16 protein-coding genes are annotated in these 23,316 nt (G+C 41.3%); 6 read left to right on the forward strand and 10 right to left on the reverse strand.

Going from position 1 to position 23,316, the window contains the following annotated elements:
- Positions 1 to 47: 47 nt before the first annotated feature.
- The 4 genes from AB5443_RS12390 to AB5443_RS12405 all read left to right on the forward strand — a co-directional run bounded on the left by AB5443_RS12390 (position 48) and on the right by AB5443_RS12405 (position 4,273).
- On the forward strand, positions 48 to 278 hold the full coding sequence (locus AB5443_RS12390; RefSeq protein ID WP_368113624.1) for a hypothetical protein: 231 nt from the start codon (positions 48 to 50) through the stop codon (positions 276 to 278).
- Between the two features lie 281 nt (positions 279 to 559).
- The gene (locus AB5443_RS12395; protein ID WP_368113626.1) at positions 560 to 1,636 is read left to right on the forward strand and encodes a helix-turn-helix domain-containing protein; all 1,077 of its coding nucleotides are present in this window, start codon (positions 560 to 562) and stop codon (positions 1,634 to 1,636) included.
- Positions 1,636 to 2,139: a hypothetical protein gene (locus AB5443_RS12400; protein ID WP_195406781.1), complete on the forward strand. Its 504-nt coding sequence runs from the start codon at positions 1,636 to 1,638 to the stop codon at positions 2,137 to 2,139. The genes AB5443_RS12395 and AB5443_RS12400 overlap by 1 nt, the downstream gene beginning before the upstream one ends.
- 25 nt (positions 2,140 to 2,164) lie before the next feature.
- Positions 2,165 to 4,273 carry a BT4734/BF3469 family protein gene (locus AB5443_RS12405; protein WP_368113627.1) on the forward strand — a complete coding sequence of 703 codons (2,109 nt, stop codon included), beginning with the start codon at positions 2,165 to 2,167 and terminating at the stop codon, positions 4,271 to 4,273.
- A 163-nt stretch (positions 4,274 to 4,436) separates the two neighbouring features.
- Here the strand turns inward: AB5443_RS12405 and AB5443_RS12410 are convergent, their stop codons facing one another.
- The 5 genes from AB5443_RS12410 to AB5443_RS12430 all read right to left on the reverse strand — a co-directional run bounded on the left by AB5443_RS12410 (position 4,437) and on the right by AB5443_RS12430 (position 12,693).
- Complete coding sequence (locus AB5443_RS12410) at positions 4,437 to 5,999, reverse strand: ATP-binding protein (protein WP_368113628.1); 1,563 nt, start codon at positions 5,997 to 5,999, stop codon at positions 4,437 to 4,439.
- Positions 6,000 to 6,233: 234 nt separating this feature from the next.
- A complete protein-coding gene (locus AB5443_RS12415) occupies positions 6,234 to 7,088 on the reverse strand; it encodes a DNA/RNA non-specific endonuclease (protein ID WP_368113630.1) in 855 nt (284 codons plus the stop codon).
- 150 nt (positions 7,089 to 7,238) lie between these two features.
- On the reverse strand, positions 7,239 to 9,254 hold the full coding sequence (locus AB5443_RS12420; RefSeq protein WP_368113631.1) for a DUF6359 domain-containing protein: 2,016 nt from the start codon (positions 9,252 to 9,254) through the stop codon (positions 7,239 to 7,241).
- 20 nt (positions 9,255 to 9,274) lie between these two features.
- Complete coding sequence (locus AB5443_RS12425; protein ID WP_073346792.1) at positions 9,275 to 10,117, reverse strand: DUF5689 domain-containing protein; 843 nt, start codon at positions 10,115 to 10,117, stop codon at positions 9,275 to 9,277.
- 47 nt (positions 10,118 to 10,164) lie between these two features.
- Complete coding sequence (locus tag AB5443_RS12430; RefSeq protein WP_022139023.1) at positions 10,165 to 12,693, reverse strand: TonB-dependent receptor; 2,529 nt, start codon at positions 12,691 to 12,693, stop codon at positions 10,165 to 10,167.
- A 200-nt stretch (positions 12,694 to 12,893) separates the two neighbouring features.
- Between AB5443_RS12430 and AB5443_RS12435 the strand changes: the two genes are divergently transcribed.
- Both AB5443_RS12435 and AB5443_RS12440 read left to right on the forward strand, forming a co-directional pair.
- Positions 12,894 to 13,919 (forward strand): endonuclease/exonuclease/phosphatase family protein, encoded by a 1,026-nt coding sequence (locus AB5443_RS12435; protein ID WP_022139022.1) that lies wholly within the window; start codon positions 12,894 to 12,896, stop codon positions 13,917 to 13,919.
- A complete protein-coding gene (locus AB5443_RS12440; RefSeq protein ID WP_022139021.1) occupies positions 13,916 to 15,088 on the forward strand; it encodes a DNA/RNA non-specific endonuclease in 1,173 nt (390 codons plus the stop codon). Before AB5443_RS12435 ends, AB5443_RS12440 begins: the two co-directional genes overlap by 4 nt.
- Positions 15,089 to 15,192: 104 nt before the next feature.
- Here the strand turns inward: AB5443_RS12440 and AB5443_RS12445 are convergent, their stop codons facing one another.
- Genes AB5443_RS12445 through AB5443_RS12465 form a run of 5 tightly spaced genes read right to left on the reverse strand, consistent with a single transcriptional unit; the run spans position 15,193 to position 23,310 of the window.
- The gene (locus AB5443_RS12445; protein WP_368113633.1) at positions 15,193 to 18,225 is read right to left on the reverse strand and encodes a hypothetical protein; all 3,033 of its coding nucleotides are present in this window, start codon (positions 18,223 to 18,225) and stop codon (positions 15,193 to 15,195) included.
- 22 nt (positions 18,226 to 18,247) lie between these two features.
- Complete coding sequence (locus AB5443_RS12450; protein ID WP_022139019.1) at positions 18,248 to 20,548, reverse strand: rSC complex Rsc14/Ldb7 subunit superfamily; 2,301 nt, start codon at positions 20,546 to 20,548, stop codon at positions 18,248 to 18,250.
- A gap of 50 nt (positions 20,549 to 20,598) precedes the next feature.
- Complete coding sequence (locus tag AB5443_RS12455; RefSeq protein WP_073346795.1) at positions 20,599 to 21,165, reverse strand: DUF3575 domain-containing protein; 567 nt, start codon at positions 21,163 to 21,165, stop codon at positions 20,599 to 20,601.
- 4 nt (positions 21,166 to 21,169) lie between these two features.
- Positions 21,170 to 22,231: a fimbrillin family protein gene (locus AB5443_RS12460; protein WP_368113635.1), complete on the reverse strand. Its 1,062-nt coding sequence runs from the start codon at positions 22,229 to 22,231 to the stop codon at positions 21,170 to 21,172.
- 5 nt (positions 22,232 to 22,236) lie between these two features.
- Entirely contained in the window at positions 22,237 to 23,310 is a 1,074-nt protein-coding gene (locus AB5443_RS12465) for a fimbrillin family protein (protein WP_022139016.1), read from the reverse strand.
- Between the last annotated feature and the right edge of the window lie 6 nt (positions 23,311 to 23,316).

The raw sequence follows: 23,316 nt of genomic DNA on the forward strand, positions 1-23,316 counted from the left end.
ATTCAGCAAGTTTCGCTTATCCCCCATTCTCCTCTCCATATACAAAAGTGAAAATCCTCTTTCAACCTATCACCACCATTCTGAAACGCCTTATTCATCGCATTTACAGAACGGTGATAGGTTGTCGACAACCTATCACCTCATCTATCACCTATCACCACCCCAGCAAAGACAATGCCGGCATACAAATCAAAGCCCACGAGCAAACAGAAGTATCAACAGGAGACAACATCAGTTTCAAGGCAGGAAACCATAGTTTCATGCAGGTGAAACTTTAGTTTCTGCGGCTTGAAACTCTAGTTTCAAAGGCTTGGAACTAGAGTTTCAAAGCGTTGAAACCAAGTGTTCCAAGCGTTGAAACCAAGTGTTTCACTATAGGAAACAAATGAAGAACAAACACCAAAGAACCTAATAATCTGATTTTCATTAAAGCTAATCACAGCAGGTACAACACATTAAATATTATTAATCTTATATGCCTCAGAGATTAAAGACAGTTGTACCGGTTGACATTATAATAATTATTCGTATTTTTGTAAACCAATAAAAGGTTACCGATATGAAGATAGAAGAGATTTTTGCAAAACGTTTAAAGAGCGCGCGAATTATGGCAGGCTGGTCAATGGATATGCTTTGCGAAAAAATCGGCAATCTGATTAGCAAGCAATCTGTTTCCAAATATGAGAACGGGAAAATGATGCCGGACAGCTCCGTTCTTATAGCTATTTCCAATGCATTAAACTTAGACCCGGACTATTTTTTCCGTCCCTTCTTATTTGAACTGGACGAATTTGAGGTCAGTTTCAGGAAAAAGAATAAAGTTAAAGTATTTGAGACCAATGCTATAAAGGAAAAGATACGTGACAAAGTAGAACGTTATCTGGAAATAGAGAATATCTTAGGGTTGGAGAATAAATTTCAACCCATTGCCTATTCCAATGCTATCATTTCCAATGCACAGGACATTAAAATGCAGGCTATCCGTCTCCGCGAAGAATGGAAATTGGGCAAAGATGCCATCAATAATGTCCAGGCAATGTTGGAAACACATTTCATTAAAGTTATAGACGTGGATGCACCGGAAGGATTCGACGGTTTGAGTGGAATGGTGAACAATAAATATCCTATCATTGTCTTAAACTCCAACATCGAACAATCCGAACGTCGCAGAATGACTGCTTTGCACGAATTAGGACACCTTTTGTTCAATACCTGTTTCGACCCGGCATTAAGTTCCAGGCAAAAAGAAGGACTCTGCACCATTTTCGCCAACGAAATGTTGATTCCAAGTTGTGTCTTCAGTGGCATAATCGGAGAAAACAGAAGAGATATATCATTAAATGAACTGACAGACCTACAAATCCTGTATGGTATCTCGATTGACGCCATGATGATGAAAGCCAAAGAGCTCAACATTATAACAGAAGCTAGATGCCGCACTTACTACATCAAGAAAAATCAAGACAAGAGATTTAAGAGATTGGTTACCGCATCAAGATTTCAAGAGAAAAAGCCTAAACGCTTTGTGAGCCTTGTATTCAGGGCCATAGCCAGTGATATTATAACAACTTCAAAAGCAGCTTCTCTCTTGAATATTTCGATTGAAGATGTACGTAACCGATTAAATCTTATATAATGGAGATTGTAGTAGTCAGCGATACAAATATCTTTATCGACTTATACACGGCAGACCTGTTGGACGAATTCTTTTCATTAACTATCCATATCCACACGACAGACTTTATCATCCACGAACTAAAAGTAATGGAGCAAAAAAGTAAGATACTTGGTTATGACAAACTTTTTATTAAAAAGTTTGATATGCGCGAAATGATTGAACTGGTAAGTTTTCAACGAAAAATGCAGGATAAAACCAACGTTAGCATCCAGGACTGTTCCGTTTGGTTATATGCACAAGATAACGGTTATATCTTACTTACCGGAGATGGCAAACTTCGCAAAACCGCAATCAAAGAAGGAACGAATGTCCGCGGAATTCTATACATTTTTGACAAACTGGTAGAAGAGAAGTTGCTCACACCCCAAAAAGCTTGTGAGAAACTCCAACTGCTCAGGCAAATAAACGGAAGACTACCATCTAAAGAAATTGAGAAAAGAATAGAGATATGGAGCAAATAAATAATAAACAATAAATACACTTGACATGAAACTTACTTTGATGCGGGACAACGGCGGGACTTCAACCATGCGGACGCTGGATATAAACCTACAAATAGAAGCGATGAAGCATGAGACGAAAGCCCGCCCGATTAGCAATCTTCGGACAAACATTCGTTACGCATCACCGGACACCAAACTGGAAGAAGCCCAACGGTTGACCAAAGTCATCCCGGCAGCCAACTTCCGCAAAACAGCCAACGGCACACAAATGACCGGATACAACGGCATTGTGCAAATAGAAGTCAACCATCTGGCAAACCGGACAGAAGTAAACCGCGTGAAACAGGAAGCGGCGGAACTGACGCAAACCCTCGCCGCCTTTATGGGCTCCGGCGGATATTCCGTTAAAATATGGCTGCGTTTCACCCGCCCGGACGGTTCACTACCCGAAACCCGGGAAGAAGCGGAAATATTCCAGGCTCACGCCTACAGAAAAGCAGTCAGCCTGTACCAACCGGCTCTCTCCTACTCCATTGAACTTAAAAATCCGACATTGGAGCAATTCTGCCGACAGACCTATGACCCGGAACTTTATTACAATCCCGATGCCACCGTCATTTATATGCGCCAACCACTGGAAATGCCGTCGGACACCACTTACAAGGAATCCGTACAGGCGGAGACATCCCCATTCAAACGGCTGATTCCGGGTTACGACAGTTTCGACACCCTGTCCTCCCTCTTCGAAGCCGCCCTGAACAAGGCTTACCAGTCATTAAGCGAACTCCAGCCCCACCTGCATCTCCATTCGGACGAGGACCTCAAGCCGCTGTTAGTCCGCCTTGCGGAAAATTGCTTCCAGGCGGGTATACCAGAAGAAGAAACCGCCCGTTGGGCCATCGCTCATTTCTACTCCAAGAAGAAAGAGTTCCTTGTCCGCCAGACCGTAAAGAATATATATACCGCCGCCAAAGGATTCGGACAAAAATCCCCCTTATCAACCGAACAGGAACTGGAACTCCGAACGGAAGAATTCATGCAACGTCGGTACGAATTTCGTTATAACACGATGACCACCGTAACGGAATATCGTGAACGGAACACATTTTGTTTCTGCTTCCGCCCCATCACCAACCGGGTACGAAACAGCATTGCCATGAACGCCCGTCTGGAAGGGCTCAGCCTTTGGGACAGGGACGTCGCCCGCTATCTGGATTCCGACCGTATCCCGATATTCAACCCTATCGAGGATTTCCTCTTCGGAGTGGACGTCCGTTGGGACGGCCGCGACCGGATTCGTGAACTAGCTGCCCGTGTCCCTTGCAACAATGCCCACTGGCCCGACCTGTTCTACCGCTGGTTTCTGAACATGGTAGCGCACTGGCGTCATACCGACCGCAAATATTCAAACTGCACCGTCCCGTTACTTGTCGGCCCGCAAGCCTACCGGAAATCCACCTTCTGCCGGAACCTGTTACCGCCTGAATTGCAGACATACTACACCGACCACATTGATTTCAGCAATAAAAGAGATGCCGAACTGTCACTGAACCGTTTCGCGCTCATCAACATGGACGAGTTCGACCAGAACGGGGGGCATCAGCAGGCTTTCCTGAAACATATCCTCCAAAAGCCGGTGGTCAACGTCCGCCGACCTCATGGCACAGCCACGCAGGAGATGCGCCGCTACGCTTCATTCATCGGAACGAGCAACCACAAGGACTTGCTGACGGACACTTCCGGCAGCCGACGCTACATCGTCATCAACGTAACCGCCCCCATCGACTGCTCCCCGATTGACTATGAACAACTTTATGCACAAGCAATGCATGATATTTACAGGGGAGAACGTTACTGGTTCGACCACGAAGATGAAAAGCTGATGACCGAAAGCAATCAGGAATTTCAGGTCATCCCCATCGCCGAGCAATTATTCCATCAATATTTCCGGGCTGCGCGGGAAGATGAAGAATACGAGCAACTTCTCGCCATCGAGATACTGGAACAGGTGCAGCATGACAGCAGGATTCATGTATCAAATTGCAATATTATTCAGTTCGGCAGAATATTACAGAGGAATCAAGTGCCTTCCTTGCATGCCAAACGGGGGAATGTCTACAAAGTGGTTCGGATCAAGCCGAAAAGGGAATAAATATACAGTTCTCAGGACGGTGATAGGTGATAGATGAGGTGATAGGTTAGCAACAACCTATCACCGTTCTGTAAGCACGATGGATAAGTAGTTTCAGAGGGGTGGTGATAGGTTGAAAGAGGAATTGGTGAAATCACTATGGAGTGATTCGTATTTAAAGCTACTATTCCTCAGCAATTATCCAATCTCCGATAGTTCTTGTCGTACTGTCGAAGTTTACTCCTATCTTTATAACTTTCCGATGATCGGGTTGATAAGGTATAGCATATCCTCTACTATTTATCTGCGCCAACGCTTCTTCCGGGGTGCCATCCATCTTGAATTCAAAGACATAGATGGCATCATGCAGTTTTACGACTACATCTGCACGCCCAATCGCACTTTTTACTTCCACATCTACATACTGTCCCATCAGCCGGAACAATAGATAGAAGATAGTCTGATAATGCTTCTCTTGTTTATTCTCCAAATCATTGGGGATAGAAGCAAAGAAAGACCTTATCCGTTCCAAACACTCAGTCAGTTTTCCGGCTCGCAAATCCTTAATAAAAGAAACTACATAGAATGTGTTTTCCCGAGCAGGCAAATGCACGTAAGCAGGCATAAGAGATTCGATGAACCTTTTCCGCACCTCTTTATTGGGATAAGCAAGTGTATAAAGCTGAAATTCAGGGTCATATCCTTTGATAGTAAGATAACCGCTTTGATAAAGTACGGGAAGAGGGTCAGTAATAGCACTCGTCGGGGCATCAAACTGCTCGGCAGTAGCCGTAGCACCGTCCAATTCACGAATATCGAAATTACTTTGCTGCAATATGTTTATCAAGAAAGTAGGCGTTCCGGTAGAAAACCAGAAATTTTCATAACTCTTTTGAGCAAATGCATTAAACAAACTGAACGGATTATAAACATCTTCACATTTCTTACTGAAATGATAACCGTCATACTGTTGTTTCAGATGCATGCAAGCCTCCTCATAGGTTTCATCATTGGCCTGTGCCATCATCTCAATATCAATTTTCAGTTGCGTACGCAATTCCTGCTCGGTAATACCACAGATAGCGCTATAATCATCCCGCATACTGATATTCTGCAAGTTATTCAATTCACTGAAAATACTTATCTGACTGAATTTGCTGATACCTGTCAGGAAAAGAAAGCGTAGATATTCCCCTTGTGCTTTCAAAGGACTGAAGAATTTCCGCATTTCTTCACGAAGAGCATTTTGCAGTTCCGGCAAATGATTACTGTCTAATAAAGGAGCGTCATATTCGTCAACGAGCACTACTACCGGTTTGCCCGTCTTTTCATAAGCACGACGAATCACTCCCCGGAAACGTTCGGCCGGCGTTTCTTCCACTTCTTCCTTTCCATAAAGTTTTTCCCAATCATACAGGTTCAGATTTAGCTGCCCCACAAGGTCGGAAAGCGCAGTGTACTTTGTCATGCTGAAATCTATATGCAACACCGGATAGACATTCCACTCTTTCTCCAAACGTTCCATCGCCAATTCTTGGAACAAATCTTTCTTCCCTCGAAAATAAGCATCAAGAGTAGATATCAGCAAACTTTTCCCAAAACGGCGGGGGCGGCTCAAAAAATATACCTTATTGGTATTTGCCAGACGATATATCAACTCCGTCTTATCTACATACACGTTGTTGTTATTACGCAAATCTTCAAAATTCTGTATCCCTATCGGGTATATTCTGAAAGTGCTATCCATAACGCCTATCTTTATTAAAATGAAATGTAGACAAATATAGGGATTAAAAAAAGATACCGCAAAACGAATGCATAGATTAAAATAACATCAAGTTATTCAAATCTATGCATTTACAATATAATAAGAATACTATTAACGTATTTCTTTCACAAAATAAATCAAGGCCGGGAAGTGGTCACTATATCCATTTATAAAAGTATTACTGGAGAAACTCTTTATTATCTACGGTAATATTTATTCTAACCCAGGCCAAGCTTTTGTTGAGTAAGTGGCTTCAAGTGCATTTTCCAAGTTATCATTAAGATTGGGAAAGAAATCAATTCCTGTCTTTTCTTCCAGTTCATCTATAGATAATACATAGTCGGCTAACTTTATTGTTTTTGATGGTTTGCTGTCGGTGTGTTCCATCCAAAAGGCTATCGCTTTAAAAGAATCTCCCTTCTTAAACAACAAAGCCATATAATAGTATTTTGGAACGGGCTTACTACGGTCACCGCCTATATACTCTTTAACCTGTTCTTCTTTATCAATCGTTCCACCTTTTACCACATACAAAGTATCCGAAGCTGTGCAACTACGCCCCCATGCCTGTACTTGCCCTTCCAACGCTAACCAAACACCTGTATTGAATGCATTCCGTTGCGGACTCATGTTGGTGTAATAGAATGTTTGTTCATTTACTTCACGAGAATAAAGTCGGTCGGCGGATGCGCAAAGATGTCCCCGGTCATAACCTTTTCTTCCAAAGTCTGCTTGTACACGCTGATACTCTGAAGCAACAGAAGGGTCTGCGTCAAACGGTTCATTACTACGATCTACATTTTGCTGTTTTGTTTGGTTATCAAATCGAAAGGCAATCCAACGGGAGTGTTTCTTACTTTTATCATATTCCATACTAAAAGAGGTTATTTTCTGCCCGTTGAAAGTAGTAGAGTGAGTTATGAATACATCATTTGTACTATTGCGAAGAGCCGGAAGTTCTACGATGCCGGTGGCAAAATTATTGGAATCGTAATTGTCATCTTTATCACAAGCAGACAATAATAGACATATACAAACTAGCCACACAACATTCATTCTATTCCTCATTTTCTTCTTCCTATATATTAAGTAATAACTGACTATAAAAAAAGAGACTATTCCAAAAATCCAAATCAAATCTTGTCACTCATAAATCACAGTCATAGATTTAAACGTTCAGACCTTTGGAATAGTCTCTTCCTTTGTATCACAAGCAATTTATTTTGCCACCTCTACAATACTTGTCGGAGATTTAAGACCAGGAACACTGAAATAGTTCTCCAGATTCGCCTGTATAAGAACTTGTTTGCCTAGTTTGCCAGGATTAGTCTTTAATCCCCATTCAGTACGTATGGCACCAGAAGGTAACTGTACTGGAACAAGCTTGCTTTTATCCGCTTCATTTTGTTGGTCGGCAATTACAATATTAGTATCCCCAGAAAAGTCCGATGTCTGAATCTTATCCATTGAATTGTTTGCTGAACCTACAATATAAGCTTTCACATAATATGGACCTTTTTTTGTGCTATTGAGCGTTATTACATCTTCCACAGAGTATGGATGTGCTTCTGAACCATCAGCTTCCTCAGGTTTAGGCTCTTCACCACTCTTTTCAGTAGCATATAATCTTATATTATAAAGACGAATACCAAAAGCATTGTCGGTTCCATTAGTAGAAAATTTCAAAGTGGAATTATCTGTTCCAGCCACCGAGATTTCAACTTGCATTTCATGAAATATTCCACTAACTTTACCATTACCCACAACTTCTTTACTAATAGGAGTGACTTCCTTATCATTAAATGTGAGTTTCAAATGATTCAGATCATCAATTTCTGTCGTCTTATAGACATTAGATGCAATCTCATAAACTACAATAAACTTGGTATATCCTGTTGCATTAATTTCACTAATTAAAAACTCACCAGCTTTACTAGCAGGGAACCAAATATTATTTATTTTCCGAGATTCTTCCGTATTCTCCGGTGTTCTATGAGCAATTGCACGAATATCAGCAGTAGTAGCTGAATATGAATAACTATTATCCCAATGAGTAAAATTTGCAATAGCCGTAGTACTTCCCAATATATTTGCTTCCACATCCGACCCAAACTTCTCTGTGAATATTAATTCACCTTCAATCGGTGTCGGACCTGGTTCAACAGTACCACCTCCTTCACCTTCTCCTGTTACTTTCACATTTCTCACTTCCCATGTGCCTACATCAGAAGTAGTACTCATATATTTGAAAGCAAATTGAATATTTTTACCTACATAGCTAGAAAGGTTAATATTACCAGATGAAACAAATTTCCAATCAGAATTGGTTCCATATGTTGGAATTGTAACTTGAGTCCAGGCAGAAGCTGTACTTTCCTTCACCCATACAGTTAACTCTTTTGTTGGATCGCCACAGAATTTATGAGCATGCTCAAATGTTAATGAAGCACTTGTTGCTTTTGTCAAATCTACAGCAGGAGATATCAACCAACTTTCTGAAGCTTCCTTTTCTGTTGCAGAAATAAAAGCACTAGCTTTCATATATGTACTAGTAGTACCACCAGCTTCCGGTGTATAAGATTCCCACTTCCAGATTTCTTCAACCTTAGCAGGACGTGTTTTATCTTCGATAGTAAAAGAGCCTTTGTCTGAAGCAAATGTCTCCTCAAAGAATGTGACATTACCAACCGGTGGTTCAGGCTCTTCACCACCTTGCTCCTCACCAATTGGTTGATTATTAAACACCGCAGCTGTTGTATTAATCAACGCAGCCTTTCCAAAGCCCTTGCTCAACTCACCTTGAATCAACAACAGACCTCCTTTATTATCCGGATGATCTTTCAGATTTAAAGCATTTGCCAAATCACTTCCGTTCTTTATTTTAACCGGCAAACATTTGCTTTCATTAGTTTCGTCAGGACTTTCTGCTATCAAAATATTAGATGTAATATTGAAAGGAGCAGTAAAACTAGCCTTATTACCTGCAAATTCACCTTTATCATCATATACATTCTCAATTGCTCCTACAATATACCCTTGCACCCAAGCGATAGAGCCATCTTGTTTCTGCTGAGCAGCTTCAATATTATATGGATTTTCCTTAGTACCATCTCCTACGACTCCCGGAGCATCACCTTCTCCCAATATATCATAAGGAGCAGGAACATCACTACATGAACTAAATGTAAACACCGCAAGCAGTGTTAAGAATAAAGCATTTAGAATCTTTTTCATAATTATATGTGTTAATTGAATTAATTATTTCGTTTGATATCGCTTAAAGTACGAACAACAACCTCCCACTGGTTATTGTAACGTAACAAAATACCTGTAATATTCACACTACCTTGTGGCATTACCTCCATTGAGAAGTTTGCGTAAGCACTAGTATAAAGGAACAAGTTACTTCCACTCTCTGTACCATCAGCATAAGTGAAATAACGCTTTACGGAACCTTCATCGCCAGGAGCGTAGGTTGCCGTTCCGTCTGCTTCGGAAAGCTTTACGTTTTTAAAAGTAACCAATACCGGCGCTGCCTTCAAATCAATAGCAGCAAGCTCAGCAGGCGTACTAACCTCAATCGGTTTCAATTCCTCATAATACAACTTCGGTTCATTAATCAGACGAACATGCTGCTTCCATACATACTCGGGCATACGTCCAACTGAGTTATTATAAACAGTACCAATTTGCGCCTGCTTACGGTAACTACCTATCTGTAAACCCTTGCAATCGATTACCACTTTCTGACCTACCGGACAAAATGCATACAAGCCGGTTGCATTAACGCCAATAACAATAGCACCTGTTTCGTCTGCCACGACCAACTTCTTGTACAGATTACCACTCTCGTCATCACAGGTAATTACACCTTCAATACGGGTTTCACCTTCAATAGTAGTATAAGTATCTTTACTCGTATCAATAAAGTCATTATATTTTTCTTTCAACGCAGCGATTGAAATCGTGCGCCCTTCCGGAATAGAATTATTGCCATAGGCATTACCTGTTACCGGGTCATCATAGTTCTCGCAAGAAGTAAGAACTGTACCACATAACAGCAATCCGGTACATAATATAGATAGTAATTTCTTCATAATCGTTTCTTCCTTTCTTTTTGTTTTGGATTGATAACTACACATTCTTAAAATCTATAACCAATATTCAAGAAAGCATTGAACGGGAATGCATAGAAATACTTGGAGTTCTTAGAGAACTTGTAGATACGCGCGTCACCGTCTTTGTAATTATCATCACGGTTTTGTTCAAAGCCACCTGTACGGAGATCTGTATTATTCAAGATATTAGTCAGACTCAGGTTAAGGCTAATACTCTTGCCATTACGCAAACGAATAAATTTCCCGATAGAAGCATCAAGCATAAATCCTCCGTCCAGTTTTTCCTGTCCCGGAACATTAAGAACCGGATTACCGTTAGCATCTACACCTGCACCGTTCTTATCCAAAACACTTCCAAGGCGACGATAGCTTGAGAAGTCAATGTATACACGATCATAGTAATTACCTGTCAGGTTGAAGAACCAACCATTTATGTTATAATCCAGGGCAAGGCTATAAGCAGACAACGGTGTTCCATTAGCATGCAGACCTTTTGCATAAACACGATCAAGATTTGACTCATTTTCACTCTCGTATGTCAACACAGCATCAGGATTGTTTGTATATTTAGCATCACTCCAAGTACCAATAGCGGTTAATGAAAGTTCACTTGTCAGCTTAAATGTAGCTGCCGCTTCTATCCCCCAATGCTCCTTTTCAATACCGTTCATAGAAAGATAAGTGAAACGTGCTTCACTGTCATTATAGAATGCATCCATTTCCACCTGATTCTGGAAGCGTGTATAATAACCGGTTAAACGTCCCATTACCCATGAAGTATTGAAATTGTAAGTCAGATCACCACCGAAAATACGTTCTGTTTTCAAATCTTTCACAAAATCATTCTTAATACGCGGAGCAATGAAAGAGTTATAGGCAAGCGGTGCACGATCTTCATATCCTGCATTCAATGTAAACGAATGGTTGCCATTGATAGCCCAGCTTAATCCGGCTTTCACTCCCCCTTCCAAGAACTTGGCAGTACCGCTGCTACCCAATGACTTCAATGGAGCACGTCCGTTTCTCATTTGTCCGTCACGGAACATTTGTGTAGACCCAATCTTACCGGATACAAAATAATTGAGCGAACCGGCATTGTTTCCTTGATAGCGTATCCAAGCACTCTGTTTATTTACATAAATATTATAATTGTAACCAAACTTATCGCCTTCACCGATACGACGGTTCGGATTATCGAGGTCATTCTGTACCATAGTAGAACTTGCACCATGATCGCGCACTGCAAACTTATCAACATCTGTATAAAGTTGTGCACCCAACAAATCTTTCATTTTTTTATAGTGCATACCTTTCGTTGTATTCACCGCGATTCCTGCAACATAACTGTTACGTTCGTTCCATTGATGGTTGAATACTGAGTTGAAGTTGAATGCTAACTGGTCGTCATGACGTTCTTCTACATAATAGAGCGCTTCCTTACCCAATGAATTGGCTTGTTTATTGGCAAAATAAAGAGCATCCCAATCCAATTGACGATAAGCCTTATTATTCTTCCAGTTATCAGTTACTTCATTAAATTGCTGCAACTCGTCAGGAGTAGGAACTGATTCCCATACATCAAAAATAGAACTAGGCAACTTTTTATAATAATCCGGACGTGGGTCTGCTGCATTACCATTCCACCCCAAAGCACTCTTGCCATAATTAGAATACTTGAATCCGGCACTTGTCACCAATTTCTTATTATCATCAATATTGAAGTTCCAAGAAGCAATAGCCGATGGTTCAAACTGACGCACAATACGTGCATTTCGTTTCTCACCATTTTGATACCCCCAGTTCGGATTGTAATAATGGCTATTGGCTAAATAATAAGCTTCTTCAGTAGCTGCCATTTGTTGACCTCTCTCTGTAGGTGTTCCCCATGTAGCTAAAGAAAGACTGTGGCGTTCATTAAATACTTTCTCTGCACCAAGAAAATAAGAGAAAGAGTTATACTTAATACCTTCAATATTACCTTCATTTCCCCAACGATATCCCAATGAACCGGTAAACGCCCAGCCATTGTTCATCAAACCTGTGGAATAAGTGTACATTCCACGCAAAATGTAATTACGGTTACTACCTGATAATGTGAGTTTTGAACCGGCAGCATACTGACTCGCACGTAAATTAATATTAGTAGCTCCCCCTATCGCTCCAAAAGTAAAATTATTGACTTCAAAAGGACCGATACCTTCTTTATTACGGGTCGCGTCATTTAATCCCCCGATTAATCCGTAGCTGAAACGTCCTGTTTCTACATCATTGAATTGTACCCCATTGATGTACATATCGCTATACTGGGAATCATATCCCCTTACGCGAAATCTCATCGGGCTAAACAGATAACCTACATTTGACAGATAAACATCATTGTTGGAAGTGACTAACGCAGAGGTACTCTGAGCTGCATCATCATCTTCGTTCAATTGTGATTCTGTAAACATGAAAGAAGCATTGTCTTCACGGGCATTTTGCTTCGCCTTTTGCTGAGCCAAAAGTGCTGGTGTTAAGCAAAATAGCACGATCGCTAACCCTAGTCGTTGTTTCATAATTTAATTTATATTAATGTTAATTGGTCTTTCATTTTGCAATACAAATGAAATAAGCTGTTACGCAAAATAACAAAGAATTTTATGAATAACAATGTTTTTTTCGAAAAAAGTCACTGCAATAGGCGGTTTTTCCGTTTTCTTTTTAGATATTTGTCATACGAATGTCAAATTACCCACTTTTAAAATCAATTTTAAAGATGAAAAAAAACTTAATGACTCTCGGCCTACTTGTCTTTTTTGTCCTAATGGCTTATGGACAAGAAAAGAAATATGCCCTCTACAGTGTAGCTTTCTACAACATGGAGAATTTATTCGACACAATCCATGATGAAGGTAAGAACGACTATGAGTATTTGCCCAATGGAACGAACCAATGGAATTCGATGAAATATAAGGCAAAGCTGAAGAATATGTCGGAAATTTTAAGTAAACTTTCAACGGACAAGCTACCAATGGGACCTGCCATTATCGGTGTATCTGAAATCGAGAACTACAGAGTTTTGGAAGATATTCTGAAACAGCCTGCTTTAGCTGATAGAGATTATAAGTATATTCATTATGAGGGCGAAGACAAGCGTGGCGTAGATTGCGCATTCTTCTACAACCCGAAATTATTTGAACTCTCAAACAGCAAACTCGTTCCATATGTATATATAAATGATACAGTACATAAAACACGCGGCTTCCTTATTGCCAGCGGTTATATAGCTGGAGAAAAAATGCATTTTATTGTCAACCATTGGCCTTCACGCGCTGCTGCGTCTGCTGCTCGCGAACGTGCGGGTGAGCAAGTCAGAGCAATAAAAGATTCCTTACTAAGAGAGGACTCTGCTGCAAAAGTGGTTATCATGGGAGACATGAATGATGACCCGATGGACAAAAGTATGGCTGTGGCACTTGGAGCCAAGAGGAAACCGGCAGATGTTGGTCCGGGGGATTTATACAATCCATGGTGGGATACACTGAAAAAAGGCTACGGAACATTAATGTATAGAGGTAAATGGAACTTATTTGACCAAATTGTATTTACTGGAAATCTGTTAGGTAACGACCGTAGTTCATTGAAATACTATAAACATGAAATTTTCCGTCGGGATTTCATGTTCCAAAAAGAAGGGAAATATAAAGGATATCCAAAACGAACGCAAGCAGGTGGTGTATGGCTAAACGGATATAGCGATCACTTACCTACCATAATTTATTTAATTAAAGAAGTAAAATGACAAAAGGATTATTTAAACTATTTATTCTGTTCATAGTTTGTAGCACAGTTGTATCTTGTAGCGAACAGAATATTCCGGACCTACCAGAAAATCCGGGTAATACCAATCAAGGTATCGCCTCCATTGACCAAACACAAATCAATGCCAACGGTGGTGGATTTATCATTCGAGTAAAAGCAAGCGGAACGTGGGACGCTTCAAGTAGTGAGACATGGTGTACATTAAGTAGGACATCCGGTAGCGGAAACGGGGCGATCAGTGGCTACATAAAAGCAAATACCAGTGCAGAACGTAATGTAACTATTACAATAACTTCAGGAAAAGAGAAGGCAACATTCACCATCAAGCAGTTGGCTGGCAACGGTTCTAATCCTGATCCAGATCCAAACCCAGATCCAGACCCCGATCCGGATCCGGAAAGACCTTCGGGATATGCAGGAAGAATTGAGATTCCTGTATTAAAGGGTGGAAGTATGAATATATTTCATACATGGACTACCAAAGTCAATGGCAAAGAAACTGTCACATACAGTTATGAATATGACTGTACGAAAAAGCATGTACGATGGGTAGCATTTACCTTCGACAATGTAACTTCTCAAAAGAATGTAGACCGCAAAGATGCCTATCAAACAGATTCCAACATTCCAGCGCAATACAGAACTGATCGAAGTGACTACTATGAACCATATAATAGAGGACATATGGTTGCCTCAAGCGATAGATTATATAATCGTGAAGCAAACAGTCAAACCTTTTATTACTCTAACATTAGTCCACAATTAATAAGCGGGTTTAACCAAGGTGGCAGCACTTGGGATGCTATAGAGAATAAAGTACAAGAGTGGGGGAAAGTATCTAATTCTCAGGATACAACTTATATTGTAAAAGGAACTTCTATAGATTATGCAATCCTCGCAACGGGCAAGAACGGAGTACAAATACCTAAATACTACTTCTCTACAATTCTATCTTATAAAAATGGACAATATAAGGCAATAGGATTTTACATAGAGCATACATATGATAAATCAAAAAATATAAAACAATGCGCCAAATCCATTGATGAATTAGAAAGTATAACCGGTATTGATTTCTATCACAATTTACCTGACAATATTGAATCTGAGGTTGAAAGAAGCTACAAAGAAAGTGATTGGGCTTGGTAAAACATTTAATTTTCTATGATATTATTCTAAACATCCCTATCTTCTCAATCGCAGATAGGGATGCTTTAGTATAATAAGAATATGTAGATAAAATCAGATTTCTTTCAGAATCGATAAGAAGTCCCCACCGAAAACGCAGCATGTACAGGGGTCAAGTCGCCACCTGCAAAGATATCCTTGAAATAATATCGCAGGCGAGGTTCCGCAAAGACTCCGAATCCTTTAATTAATTTATAATAACAATGCAAGCCGCCTTCCAGACCAAAGGTTGTCTTATTAGGTTCTGAACCAAAAGCCAGTACCGGACCTGCCAAAATCTCTACTCCAAATTTGCGTTCAGGATTATAACCACCCATAAAATGAGTGATGTCAAAGAGGTAATCGGCCGAAACACTAATCAATTTACGCGCATCTGCACCGTTTCTACCCGGCAAAGCTGTATAATCCAAACCAACCCGTGCTCCGGAACATGGAAAGAACTGACGTCCGCCCGATACACCTATCAATACTCCAAGTCCCGTACCCGAATCATACTTCACACGATGAACGGGCATATTGGCGCCTACATTCCACGAAGCAAAGTAGTAAGGTTCAAATTCTTTTCTAAGCACTGCCAACTCCTTCAACGTCCTGCCACCGGCGCGACGGAATTCCAATCCTATCTGAACACTCATTACATTATCCGCTGCCGGAGTACGCGGACCTACATAATTATTTTCTACGTTTATGTCTCTATAAGAATAAGGTACACGAGAGAAGCGAGGTTCTATAAACAATGCCATAGCGTCAGATACGTAATATTTGCATTGTAAGCCGGCTGTTATACCTGCATATGCGGCTCCCGCAGCACTAACTTTAATCTTCTCGCTCTGTCTCCGGACTTTTCCCAGTTCCAAACCAAGCATCGGGACAATCCCCCATCGCCGCTCTTTATCATACTTCCAGAAAGAAAGGATATCAAACATACTCTCCACCCGTATTCCACCTTGCATCGTCCGCTTGTCGGAAAGGATTCCATATTCACTCAAAGCCTGCCCCCAACTGCTGATTCCGGCAAAACCAGAGAAACGCAGTCCCCAAAAGGGCAACAGCCACTTACCGACAGATACACTCATTGTCGGACCTGCCGAAGCTAAAGCATCCATAGAACGATTTGAGCCAACCAACGACTGGAAGCCGACTCCGCCACTAATAAATGTATTTCCCCAGATTGTACCGTCACCGAATCCACTCTCCGTCAAATTCTTACGTAGAATCGGATTAAATCGATAAGATGTTCCTAGAGCAAAAGATAGTTGCAAAGGAGTCCCTTTCGCCCCTCCCCGGGAATTCATATAGCGTTTCGTATAAAGGCGTAGCTTAGACTCTGCAAAAATATCAAACTGTTCGCCCAGTCTCCAATAAGGACGTACACCACCTTCTCCTCCTACATATGTTTTACCGGGTTCAAAGCAACGGGTGATGACCGGCCCGCCAAAGACTTCCGTACCGAACTTGCGTTCCGGGTCGTAGCCTATCACCCAATTAGATATATCAAACATATAATCCAAAGAAAGGCTCGTAAAAGTATAACGGTCAGTCTTGTCATCTGCCATACGGGTAGCCGCATTGTTAAAATCAAGCCCCAAGCGCACTCCGGAAAGTGAACTGAACTGACGTCCGACTGCAGCTCCGATTATAAATCCCGGACGTCGTGAAGTAGGACGGTTCAATTGCTGCGGCATTGTCATGCCGACAGCATAGGAAGTATAATAATAAGGTGTAAAATCACCTCTCAGTTTTGCCAACTGTTGCCATTGCGAACGAGTAGGGCGACGTAATTCAACACCTACACTTACATTCATCAATTTATCCATGAAAGAATATTCATTCACTTTTCCGGAAATTGTTTTCTCCGTAAATGTATAAGGTACGAATGACATACGGGGTTCTACAAAGAAAGCGAGATTCTCCGTCGGGTAGTACTTGAATTGAAGTCCACCAGTCATTCCGGTGTACGATTTGGATACAAGTTCGCGTTCATCCTGCTTTTTCATCATTCCAAGTTCAACACCAAACATCGGGACAATTCCCCATTTCATCGAGCGCACATCTTTCTTGAAAAAGGCGAAAGGATTCAGCATTACTTCAGCCCGTCCACCTGCATACAAGGTCATTCTGTCAATTCCGGTCTTCTGATTTGCCTTCCACACATCATAAGAGCCGAATGCAGATAGGCGGAAACCAAACAAATCAAGAAACCACTTACCTGCCGCCACACTAAAGATAGGGCCTGTAGAGCCTAACAGTCCTTGCTCTCTGGCCAATGAGGAATTCTGTGCCTGCAAACCCATCCCCGCACTGATAAATGTATTATCCAGAAAGTTCTCATCCCCAGCTTCCGTACTTCCACGCGGGGTAAAAGTTCCTAAACGATAATTCATACCCACCCGGGCGTTGAAACCGATATCATAGCCATGCGAGTTATTGTTTCCGGAAATATCAATTCCATCTGTATAAAAAGAGATTCCCGGCTCCATAAACACATCCAGACGGGTCCCGGTAGATATTTTCATTTGCAATCCCAGATGAAAATCGGCTGCTTTCTGTTTCTCTCCAGCCAAAGAAGCGAGATGGACTCCAAGTCCCTCTACCGTAGAGAGTTCTAGCATACGATAAGGATTATAGCCGGCAAGGGCAGTACTCAGATTAAATATATGATCTACGCCGAAAGTATAGTTAGTCCATTTCTCATTATCACTCTGCCGGTTAGCAGACTGCCAGTTCCCATACAACCGTACCCCGTTCTTGGGAGAAAAGAATTTTGATACGGACAATCCGATTTCCGGTCCGCCGGAAAGATTCATCCCACCTTGGGGAATAATACGGTTGTATCCGCCCCAGAAACTTACAAAGAAGTTGTCAAGGAACTTTTTATTGACAAACTCCCTGCCTTGAGGTTGATAACGTTTCTGCATCGAATATTTCAGAGCGTTGTACTTCACACGATAGGCTGTATCCGCCTGACTTCTTCGTTGCATTGCGGAATCCTGGGCAGCAGCGGCATCTCGCATTTTTGCAATGGAATCCTGTTGCTGAGCCATTACACTTCCGGCAAGCATTCCACAACAAACATACGTCAATATATATCTTTTCATCACCATTATTTATCTATTTAAGCTACTCATTTCCTCCTGTAGCCATTTCGTCTTCATAACCCATCTTGGCATATTTGAAACAGTCTTCACTAATATCCCCATCCCATTCGGCTATCGAGATATAGCTGCTGTCTTTTTTGAAACAATTCGTCAGAGCCTCTTCTGCCTGCATGGCAAAAAAGTCACCTTTCCGGCAATAAAGGACTGCTTTCAGATAGAGTGTTTTCGGATCGTCCGCAGGTAAATCTTCCAATGCTTTCTCCGCCTTTTCATTCCATGCATGTGTTTTCATCGCCAGACACATCACTACATTATTGATAGGTGAACTGTTTCTAACCAGTTCGAATGTTTCGAGACGCCGAGCTATTTCCGCATCATTCAATCCGCTGGTTACCTTATAATATCCACCCAAACAGAAAGCAAATGCTTTTATCTTTTTGTTCTTTTCACTATCAGGCAATAACTGAGCCAAACGGCTGGCTTCGGAGAAGTCTCCCTTTTTAAGATACATAGCCAACTGATTGGCTACTACTTCTTCCACATTATCTACACCAATCACTCGTCCGTCAAAAGTACGCTCCACGTTGCAGCCTCTCACGGAAAAGTCAACCAATGGCCTTAGGACTTCCGTATCGACCGTATCACGTTTCAAATAAGATACTGCCAGATTATTCGCAGCCAACACCCACGGCTTTCCGTTAGTCAATTCTTTAGAATAGTTGTATGCACGACGGTAAAGTTCCTCCAACTCTTTGGGGTCTTTCACCATGTTAAACAAGTGCCAATATTCATATAAGGCGAAATTCTTCTTTCCCGAACGATAATCAGGATCATTCTGATAACGGTTCAGTATTTCTTCTTTTGTCAGCGCACGATAGATTTCGGCTGTGTATTCACATTTCATTGAACGCAACTTTGGAAGATGTGCCTTAATGATCGTATTATAATAAGGCAGGGCAGCCACTTGCCGATACTGCAAGTCCTGGTTCTTCGGATATTTTTCGACAATCTCGCGGATGGCGGCAGCTTCATCGGGCAGCGTGTCCTGTTCCAATAAATCTGCAACTTCCAACCAGGTAGCTACTCGTGAGTCATTCGGTGTATAAGTGTATAGCCGCTGCATTGTGCGAGCCGGAATAACCGAATAAACCAACGAACGGGCATATGCCAGACGGCGTTGGGATAAAGCCATATTAGACGCATAAGAACCTTCCGGAGATGATACACTATATAAATGGAGTTCCTTCAAAGTAGAACTTTCTCCATTCACTACTTCCAACAGTTTCGCTTTCAGTTTGTCCAGTTGTATTTCATTGTTAGGATCTTCAGGATCCAATTCTGCTTTTCCTAACAAGAAACTTAGAGAAATATCTTCCACACCGGTCCGACGTTCCACTTTCGGTTTCTCTTCGTATTTTTTAGGATCCAGTTCATATTGGTCAAGCGAATATTCCAGAAAGCGTAACGGACGTCTCGGGCTACGTGTGGAAAGCTCCAACAGGCGTTCATAATAAGGACGTGTATAGTCCTCCATCTGCATGAGGGCTAATACCTGGAAATTATCCTGTGCATTGGAAAGTTTGATTGTGTCATTCCACATATAGGAAGCCTTCTCTGCAGAAAGCGGCTCATTCTCAACTATAAAATTAAACAGTGAATCATGTTGTATGTCATATCCCATCCTTCTTTCTTGCGTCAGTGCATACTGAACGCCATCATACACGCGTGGCAATCGATACATTTCCACTTTCTTTCCTTTACTGTTATTTATTACATATGGTTGAACGATCATCCGGGCATTATCTTTGCCAATCATCTGAGGAACTGCGACTTTTGCACCGTTCAGGATAATCATATCACCATACTGGTCAGGTGTTTCGGGCATAGACGTGACCTCTGTGCGTTGTCCTACTACCGTCACCTGACTAATCATGTGTCCCATGTCTACATATGTAGTAATCTCACGCCGTCCATTGATCGCTTCAAACACGGCAGGCGCCGTACTTACTTTGATAACCAACGATCCGGTTTCCGGCAAAGTAATCTGATAAGCTCCCGTAGCGTCGGGCACTTCATACATGGCAGAAAGGGTAAGGCTGATATTGTCCTGATTCAAAGCGGCTTCCATATCTTTTCCTTCCTGAACGGTATTGAAGTAGTAAATCTTTATATCACCAATAGAAGAGATATCAAACGGGACTGGTTTTCTCTTCTTCTCTGATGCTTCTTTATCCAACACACGTCCCATTACCAACTTGGGTGCCTGCGCATTCATCTGAATGCAAGCAGCCAAATAACAGGTCAAAAGAAAAGCTATTCTCATAGCTCTGTTTATTCTTATCAAACTTACTTTCATATCCACAATCTTACTTTCTACCTAATAATATAAGAAATAGAAACTGCTAGTTTGGCCGGAAACAGCTTATATCCATGCGCATTCGTCTTCCCCGGATTATTGATTGCATAATCCTCAAAGTTATCATTCTCAAAGTATTGTTGGTGCCAGAAATGGACAGCTCCGAAACCTGCCGAGAACTCGAGGTTAAAACGTTTTCCCAATGCCATCGAATATCCCATCGTTATACCGATTCCTACTGCATCTCCTTCGTAAATATGTTTTCCCCAATGAATGTCATAACTTGCGCCTAAAGCAGATATACCTATATATTCACGTACCATAGGACGACCATTGAACCAATAGCGATATTCGGGCTGCACTCCAATGATTTTGATGTCTGTTCCATAAGGTTTATATCCCCCGTAAACACTTAAATCAATACTGGAACGTTCACCTACTACCAGTTCGCATCCTAAATTGGGCACTCCTGCCAATAGTGACAAGCCGTTGGTTTTTACTGCCACTTGCTGGGCACACAAGCTCTGCGCTCCTGCAAGAAGCAGAAAAACAAAGGAGAATAGATATTTTACGATTCGTGTCATGTCGTTATTGTAACTTTACATTTTCGTCTACGGTATTACCTCCTGTCCAAGAATCCACATTAGCCGGTCCGGAAAGCGTGGCATCTTTAGGCAAGAAATTAATGCGCATTAATGTAGTCTTACCTTTCTTTATTGAGATATCATAACCATAATACTTGTAATCATAGATAGTGTACTCACGCAAATTGTTACCACCATCTTTTACCTGACAGGTGATTTTCTGTATCAAGGTTTGTTCAGGCGGGAACATAAACTTTGCGACAGACTCTCCCGGAGTATTGTATGTAATTCCGGCATTATTTGTCGAATGAAGGCAAATCAAATCCTTAGGAGAAAAAGAAAGTGTACCATCTGTCAAAGCCATCCAACCGGATTCACCTGTATTGCAATACACTGTTACTGACTGGATTCGATATCCAGCATCACATACTTGCTTACTGGTAGAATAGAAACTGAAATCCAAACGTCCGAATGCATGCTGGAAATTCAACATTATCGGATTTGTACCCACTTCTGAATACCATGTCGGTGTTTGACCGGTGAACATATAGTCTTTCGTTTCGGACATATCACTCGGAGTAAGTTTCCAAGGTATAGCCCATTGTGCTACTCTGTTCACTTCACGCCATTCCGCTTCTTCCGTATAAGGGTAATAGCCATACATCATCAAGCCCGCATTACTCGTATTAGGGAAAGTTGCCAATTTCTCCGTCTGTAACGTTTCATAACCTGGCACATACGTGTAACAAGCATTAAATAAATTTGCCTGGAAATCACTCTCATTTTTTTTATTGAACAAGTCACAGTCGCTATTATGATTACCCTGTATGGCAGGAATACCAAAAACGCCCAACTGTGCATTCGGTTCAAAAGCAGTTATCGGTGCACGAGTACCCGGCCCTGTTACCTCAACCACAACAGAAGCGAAAATGTTGGAGCTGAAAGAAACTACAGCTCCACCATTTATATTAGTATTATTTCCTGATTGAGGCGTATTATCGTCATCCTTACTACATGATGCCAATAAAAACGACAACACTACGCCTGCTATCATCCATTTATTCATAAGAATTAGTTTACTTCCTGATCAATAGTCTGGTCTGCATCCTTCCATTCTTCCAATGTAGCATTGATATCAACTACACGCAAACCGTAAATTGTCAACTTAACCTTATAAGCTTTACCTGCTTCAAACGGAGAAATCTGACCTTCCGCATTTTTGTAAGTGATGGTAACCTCATTGGTCTGTGTTCTTTCCTGACCATTTACCATTGCAGACAAAGTAACATTAAGCACATAAGACCCGGACGCTGTAGGCAATAACATTACATTTCCTGCATCTTTTTCAGTTTTCGTTTCCAAAGCTACATTTGTTGTATACTTATTATCACCAAAATATGCAGGAATTTCCTCATTAGCGCCTGTACCAGTCAGAATTCCTTTATTGACACCGGCAACAGCCAAAGAAGCTGTTTTCTGAGAAGTCACAGTTATATTCTTAATGCTCACAGGCCATACTTTACCATTTTCAAGCAAACCTTCATCTCCACCTATTCCAAAAAGCTGTAATTGGGTCAGCAAGTGCTTGAACTTTAATTCAGGTGTTACCCCGCCTTTACGGAAATAACGAGCATTATAGCCGGAGTAAGTTTTTCCGTCAGCAGAATCCACATCTTCAGCTATTGCTTCGCCCCAAAGAATATCTTTGTTACCAGTAACTTCATAAGTAACGGTAGCATTATTGGAAGATAAGGATGGGTTAGTCGGAATCGGACTACAAGCATAGAATGAGAAATTCACATCGCTATTCAAAGGATAAAAATAGACATCATTGTCACCTCCCAGTTTGACCTTTCCGTCCGTTGCAACTTTTCCATCCACATAATTAGCCGGTGAAAACAAGTTACCGGAAGCTGTATTCCAGCCGGAGCCTGCATTGTCTAATCCCCACACACGAATCGGAGTATCCTGCCATTTACTAACAACGGCTCTTGTTTGAGTAATAGAAATGTTAGAACCGGCATTCAATGAAACTGCTCCGTCAAAAGGAATATTAACCTCTTCTTTTTGATCTACCACGTCATTATTTGAGCAACTTGCCAATATTGCAGCCGCTCCCAGTATAAATAGATATTTTTTATTCATATTCAG

Origin of the sequence: Bacteroides sp. RTP21281st1_H5_RTP21281_210402, from assembly GCF_040918965.1 — a bacterium.
Taxonomy (GTDB): Bacteria; Bacteroidota; Bacteroidia; order Bacteroidales; family Bacteroidaceae; genus Bacteroides; species Bacteroides congonensis.